Here is a 6,622-nt window from a genome sequence, read left to right on the forward strand (position 1 = left end):
CGACACCATTACCGCACCGGCGCATATTCGATGGTCTGGCGCGACACGGCGGCGGCCTGCACCGCGTCCGGCCGCATCACGATCTTCTTCAACTCATTGGCTTCGTGCATCATCGTCTGGTCGGTCAGATGCGGGTTGCCCTGGCCCTGCGGGTTGATGAACAGGCTCTGCCCGCCGGCATCGACCACGGAATAAAGCGCCGGCTGGTCGTGCGCGATCTCCATCAGGCCCACCCAGCCTTCGCCGCCATTGTGCGGGGCCATCACCGGCCCCAGTTTCAATATGGCCGAAAGGCGCGGTGGATCGGGATCATCCGGCAGGGCGGGCCGGTCAGGACGCTGCGCGGCGGGATCATAATATTTCCAATAGATTGCCTGTTTCCAATCGGCCATGGCCTGGCCCGGAAACCGGCTGCGCAACTGGTTCACCGTCGCCTTGATCGTCTCCGCCACCAATTGGTCGCGATCCCGCCCATGCAACCAGTCGAAGGCCAGCGGCGCGCCGGCCTTGTCGCCCTGAAGCGCGCGCAGCAACAGGCTGGTCTGATAGCGCAGATAACGCTCCTGATCGACACGTTGCCACCAGTCCCCGATATTGTCGCCAAACACCATCGCCGGCGCCACCGTCAGCCACTGGCGGAACAATGTCAGCCCGACATGGTCATAACGGCCATCGTTGTCGCGATCCTCGTACAGCCCGTTGAACGACAGCATCAGCGCGCCGGCTTCGCGCACCTCCGGATCGTTGCTGCCCGCCACCGCCGCCCGCAGCCAGGGGGCAAAGAAATCGGGATGCGTCTGCGTGCGGTCGCTGGCCCCCAACGCGTGGAAAATGGTCTCGTTATACGCCCGCATGTCGAGCAGCGTGATCGGCTGGCTCGATGCTGCAAGCCGATTGCCCGGCCAGGTGCGGAAGGCCGCGCCGATGCGGGCCTCGGTGCCTTCCGGGCTCCAACTGGTCGCCTTGCTGTTCCAGGCGTGCAGAAAACCCTGCTTGGGGTTGCGCACATGCGGCTGCTCGGCCGGCGTCAGATAGCCCTGCAACTCATGCGCGCCGGTGCCGGGAATCGGCAGGCGCGGATCCACGCCGGCGGGCAATTTCGGCAGGCGGCCGGCTTCCCAGAAGGCAATCTGGCCATCTTCACCGCCGTAACAGATGCCGAGATTCCAGCCCATGCGGTTGACGCCCTTGGTCTCGAACTCGTCGATGCTGCGCGCCCGCCCCATCTCGACAATGCCGACCCAGTTGTCGATCTCCCGGCCGCGCATGGCGAAGCTGTGGGAGAAAGCCACATTGTTGGCGGCATCCCACAATATGACCGGGCCATGCACGGTGCGCGCCACCTCGTGCACCACCGGGGCCGCGCCCTTCACCTGGATGGTCTCCGTGCGCCGTTCCATGTCCTTCCAGGCGCCCTTGAACCAATATTGATATCTGTTCCTGGGGTTCAGCCGCTCGGCAAACACATTATTGGCCTGCGCCACGCCAGACGTGAGCAGCCAGCCATGCTGCACGCCGCGCCCCATGAACGGCGGGCCATAGGCATTGAAGCTGAAACCGGCCTGATCGAAACCGCCGCCGCGCAAGTGGATTTCCGGGCCATCGGCGGTGGCCTCCAGCATCAACACGTTGCCGCTGGCGGATTTCTGCGGGCCGATCACCAGGCAGCGGCTGGCACCGGTCGGCGCTTCGCCGGAGGGCGGCGGTGCCGGCGACCGGGTCAAATCGACGCCGCCGGCCCGCAGCGACACTGCACGGTCCTCTGGGCGGTCCACCGGCAGCGGCCGCGCCGGCGCCCGGTCTTCGCCAGCCGCGATCACCGTGGGCGAATCCGGATCGGAGACCGGCACGACATCATTGAAAATCCGCCGGCCCACCACTTCGCCGTGGCGCTTGATCATCGCATTCAGAAACGCCAGATTCTCGATCTCATGCGCATCACGGCCGCCCGGCACCGACGCGACATAGGAAAGGAAATCGATCAGCGTCCATGGGCTGGGCTTGATGCCCCAGCGGTTGAACTCGATCGGCGTCTTGTGCTCGGGATCGGCCAGCACCTCGGCCACGGCGCGATTGATGCCATCGACATAGGCCATCATCATCGCCTGATGCTCGGCCGATATGGCCTGATACATGCGAATCAGTTCGGCGTCGGGCAGGCGGCGATCCCGCGCCGTCTTGTCACCAGCCACCGCCGCCGGCCCCAATATCTCCGCCCGCCGCCCAGCCCCGCCGCGCCGCTGCAACTCCATCGCCGCCAGCCGATCCTGCGCCAGCGCATAGCCGGCGCCATACATCACCCCGGCCGACGTATCGGCAAACACATGCGGCACGCCCATGGCATCGCGGTGGATCGTCACCGGTTCGGCCGCCGCCGGGCCACACAGCGCCCACAGCAGGGCCGCCAAACCGATCTTCGCCCTCACCGATGTCCCCAAACCCATGCCGCCCCCCGCTGCCATTTCACCCGCCCAGCTTTGCCGGTTTTGCCGAATCCGGCGGGATTCAGCGATATATTGCCCCGTTTTTCGCCTCACGCCATCACGCCAGGCCGCGCCATGATGACAGGCTTTGCCGATGTAGGACAGCAGGGCCTGCAACCCCGCAACCCTTCCAAACCCACCCCTGTCATTGACTTGTCACACGCCCGGCCCCATGGCCTGCCGCGTCCTGTTCTATCGTGGCGGACCAAACGCTCGCCTGGACGGGACCAATGCAGAATTTCAGCGACGACGCGCGTATCGACGCGGTCATCACCTGGGTCGATGGCGACGATCCAGCCCATATCGCCCGGCGTCAGCACCATCAGCCGCAGGCGGCACGCAACGCCAATGCCACCAACCCGCACCGCTGGGCCTGCAATGACGAGTTGGGCTATTGCCTGCGCTCCATCGCCAATCATGCGCCATGGATCGGGCGGATCTGGATCATCACCGATGCGCAAATGCCCGATCTGTCACGCCTGCCCGCCGATCTGGTGGCGCGGGTGCGCATCGTCGATCACCTGACCCTGTTTGCCGGCCATGAAGCCGCGCTGCCCACCTTCAACTCGCTGGCCATCGAGACCTTGTTGTGGCGCATTCCCAGCCTGGCCGAACGCTTCATCTATTTCAACGATGATGTGTTCCTGACCGGGCCGCTGGCGCCCGAAGATGTGTTCAGGGGCGCGGCGCCGGTGCTGCGCGGCGCCTGGGTGGATCAGAGCGCCATCGCCGCCGATCCGGCCAGCCGCGATGACCCGGCGCTGCTCAACGCGCTCACCCAGATCAACGCCGCGGCGCTGGCGGGCTTTGGCGCGGATCGGCTGTTCCGCGCCGCCCACGTTGTCCACCCGCTGCGCCGGTCGGTGCTGGAACGCCTCTATGATCAGCACCGCGCGGCGTTCGTGGCCAACCTCGGCCACCGCTTCCGCTGCGTGTCGCAATTCCTGCCGCAGGGCCTGCACAACCACGCCTGCATCGCCGCCGGCATCGCCGTGCTGCACGACGGCGAAGATCACCTCCACCTGCGCACCGGCGCCGTGCTGGATTACCCGCTGCCGCAAGTCCGCGCCTATCTCGCCCGCGCGTGCCAACCGCAGTTCAAGTTCCTCTGCGTCAACGATCTGCCCCAGGTCGAAGCCGCCATCCCCGACACCCGCGCCTGGATCGAACGCGCGATCGCGGCTTGAGGGGTTAGGCAGAAGGGGGCCTCCGGCGGGCAGGGTCGCGGACCCTGCACCCGTTTGTTTTTGGCCGGTGCTTGATGGCAGAAATGGGGTGGTTAACGGACGCTCCAGCGCGCTACGAAGTAGCCGACGAAGGCGGAGCACCACCAGATGAGCAGCGCCGGAAGGACCATCGACATGGCACGCGGCCACTCTAGCAAGTAACTCGGCGGCGTAGGCGGAACGAATGCCAGCCCAATCGTCATCACGATGATTGGCGAAACAATCAGAACCGCCATGCAGATTCGGCGCAAGCGGCGGCGATTCAGATGTCCAACCATGAAAGCAAGAAAAGCTGGGCTCAAGGCTCCTGACCACACGATAACGGCCCTCTACACGCATGGCTGTTAAGCTTTGATATTATAGTCACGCCCATCGACTGCAATGGAGTCGATAATGGTCGTCTATCATTTGTCATGCTGGCGAAGGCCAGCATCCACGGTGGGGCCGGGTCCAGTGTTGGCCACGCGTGCGCTCGCGGGACGGTGGATGCTGGCCTTCGCCAGCATGACGGCGTCTCCAAACGATGGACGGCCCCGAAAACAAACGGGTGCAGAGGCTCAGGCCCTGCCCGCCGGAGGCCTCTCCTTTTCCCTACCGCAGCAACTCTCCCACCAGCGACGGCCGCCGTGCGATCATCGCCAGCAGCACTTGCGCCGGGCCGGTGGGACGGCGGCGGCCTTGTTCCCAGTTGAGGAGCGTGCCCTTGGCGACGCCAATGCTGCGGGCAAACTGGCTTTGGGACAGGCCGGTGCTGGCGCGGATGGCGGCAACGTCGACTTGGGTGACGTTCACCTGGTGCACCTGCGCGCCAGTCGCTTTGCCGGCGGCAAAGTCGAGGGCTTCGGCCAGACCTTGGCGGATGCTGTCATAAGCAGTCATTGTGCAAGCTCGTCATGCTGAACTTGTTTCAGTATCCATGGGCGTATGCCCCGACAGGCGCGCACGGTGAAGCGCATTCCCATGGATGCTGAAGCAAGTTCAGCATGACGGAATGATGGTAGGAAGGGCAAGCCCAAACAAACGGGTGCAGGGACGAGTCCCTGCCCGCCGGAGGCCCCTCTGCCTCCCAAACAAAAAAGACCGCCGCTCCCTCCCCGAAGCGGCGGCCTCTTGGCAGCGCAGCTTGCGCGCGCTTACAGCTTGCCGGTCAGTTCCGGGACCAGCGTGAACAGATCGCCGACCAGGCCGACGTCCGCGACCTGGAAGATCGGGGCTTCTTCGTCCTTGTTGATGGCGACGATGATCTTGCTGTCCTTCATGCCGGCCAGGTGCTGGATGGCACCCGAAATGCCGACGGCGACGTAAAGCTCCGGGGCGACGATCTTGCCGGTCTGGCCGACCTGATAATCGTTCGGCGCATAGCCGGCATCGACCGCGGCGCGGCTGGCACCGACGGCGGCACCCAGCTTGTCGGCGAGCGGATCGATAAATTCATGGAACTTGTCCGACGAGCCCAGCGCACGGCCGCCGGATACGATGATCTTGGCAGCGGTGAGTTCCGGGCGGGCCGACTTGGTCAGCTCGGCGCCGACGAAGCTGGAGGTGCCGGCATCGCTGCCGCTGCCGACCGCTTCGATGCTGGCGCTGCCGCCGCTGGTCGCCGCCTTGGCAAAGGCGGTGCCGCGCACGGTGATCACCTTCTTCGCATCGCTGCTGGTGACGGTGGCGATGGCGTTGCCGGCATAGATCGGCCGGGTGAAAGTGTTCGGGCCTTCGACGCTGAGGATTTCGGAAATCTGCGCGACATCCAGCGCCGCGGCGACGCGCGGGGCGATATTCTTGCCGCGGCTGGTCGCCGGCGCCACGAACGCATCGTAACCGGCCATCAGGCCCGCCACCAGCGGCGCGACATTTTCCGGCAGGGCCTGGCCCAGCGCCGCATCATCGGCCACCAGCACCTTGGCAACGCCCACCACCTTGGCGGCGGCTTCGGCCACCGCGCCGCAACCGCTACCGGCCACCAGTAGATGCACATCGCCGCCCAGTTGCGTCGCGGCCGTCACCGCGGCCAGCGTGGCGTCTTTCAGTTCGGCATTGTCATGTTCGGCCAATACAAGAACGCTCATGCCACGGCTCCCATTTCCTTCAGCTTCGCCACCAGTTCATCGACGCTCTTCACCTTGATGCCGGCCAGGCGCTTGGCCGGTTCGGTCACCTTGGTGATGGTCAGGCGCGGCGTCATGTCCACGCCGTAATCGGCCGGGCTCTTGGTGGCGACCGGCTTGGATTTGGCCTTCATGATGTTGGGCAGGCTCGCATAGCGCGGCTCGTTCAGGCGCAGATCGGTGGTGACCACCGCCGGCAGCTTCAGCGCCACGGTTTCCAGGCCGCCATCGATTTCGCGGGTGACGTTCACCGTGTCGCCCTGCGGATCGAGCTTGGAGGCAAAGGTGCCCTGCGCCCAGCCGAGCAGGCCAGCCAGCATCTGACCGGTCTGGTTGGCGTCGTCATCAATGGCCTGCTTGCCCAGGATGATCAGGCCCGGCTGTTCTTCGGCGACGATGCCGGCAAGGATCTTGGCGACGGCCAGCGATTCGGTCGGCACGTCGGTGAGCACCAATATGCCGCGATCGGCGCCCATGGCGAGCGCGGTGCGCAGCGTTTCGGTGCATTGCTGCACGCCCACAGACACCACCACCACTTCGGTGGCGATGCCCTTTTCTTTGAGCCGAATGGCCTCTTCGACGGCGATTTCGTCAAACGGGTTCATGCTCATCTTGACGTTGGCCAGCTCGACGCCGGTCTGATCAGACTTCACCCGCACTTTGACATTGTAATCGACGACCCGTTTGACGGGCACGAGCAGCTTCATATGCATCACTTCCAAAGGTTGCACTGGTGGAGCGTGCTTGCAACGCAGGCGCGCGCCAGTCAACCTGCCGGCTTGTTTGGACTGCCAAAGGCCGCAGTTTA

5 protein-coding genes are annotated in these 6,622 nt (G+C 65.0%); 1 reads left to right on the top strand and 4 read right to left on the bottom strand.

All coding sequences use genetic code 11. The annotated features are described in order from the left end of the window. Positions 1-8: 8 nt before the first annotated feature. Positions 9-2,426, bottom strand: a complete 2,418-nt coding sequence (locus ABWP22_RS15520) for a penicillin acylase family protein (RefSeq protein ID WP_353200897.1) — start codon at positions 2,424-2,426, stop codon at positions 9-11. A 287-nt stretch (positions 2,427-2,713) separates the two neighbouring features. On the opposite strand from ABWP22_RS15520, the gene ABWP22_RS15525 reads away from it, so the two are divergent. After that, positions 2,714-3,670 (top strand): stealth family protein, encoded by a 957-nt coding sequence (locus tag ABWP22_RS15525; RefSeq protein WP_353200898.1) that lies wholly within the window; start codon positions 2,714-2,716, stop codon positions 3,668-3,670. Between the two features lie 630 nt (positions 3,671-4,300). Here the strand turns inward: ABWP22_RS15525 and ABWP22_RS15530 are convergent. The 3 genes from ABWP22_RS15530 to ABWP22_RS15540 all read right to left on the bottom strand — a co-directional run bounded on the left by ABWP22_RS15530 (position 4,301) and on the right by ABWP22_RS15540 (position 6,521). Further along, positions 4,301-4,588, bottom strand: a complete 288-nt coding sequence (locus ABWP22_RS15530) for a helix-turn-helix domain-containing protein (protein ID WP_353200899.1) — start codon at positions 4,586-4,588, stop codon at positions 4,301-4,303. 254 nt (positions 4,589-4,842) lie between these two features. Next, positions 4,843-5,775, bottom strand: coding sequence for an electron transfer flavoprotein subunit alpha/FixB family protein (locus ABWP22_RS15535; protein ID WP_353200900.1), 933 nt, complete (start codon positions 5,773-5,775; stop codon positions 4,843-4,845). Beyond that, positions 5,772-6,521, bottom strand: a complete 750-nt coding sequence (locus ABWP22_RS15540) for an electron transfer flavoprotein subunit beta/FixA family protein (protein ID WP_353200901.1) — start codon at positions 6,519-6,521, stop codon at positions 5,772-5,774. Before ABWP22_RS15540 ends, ABWP22_RS15535 begins: the two co-directional genes overlap by 4 nt. Between the last annotated feature and the right edge of the window lie 101 nt (positions 6,522-6,622).

Source organism: Sandarakinorhabdus sp. (assembly GCF_040398665.1).
Lineage (GTDB): Bacteria > Pseudomonadota > Alphaproteobacteria > Sphingomonadales > Sphingomonadaceae > Sandarakinorhabdus.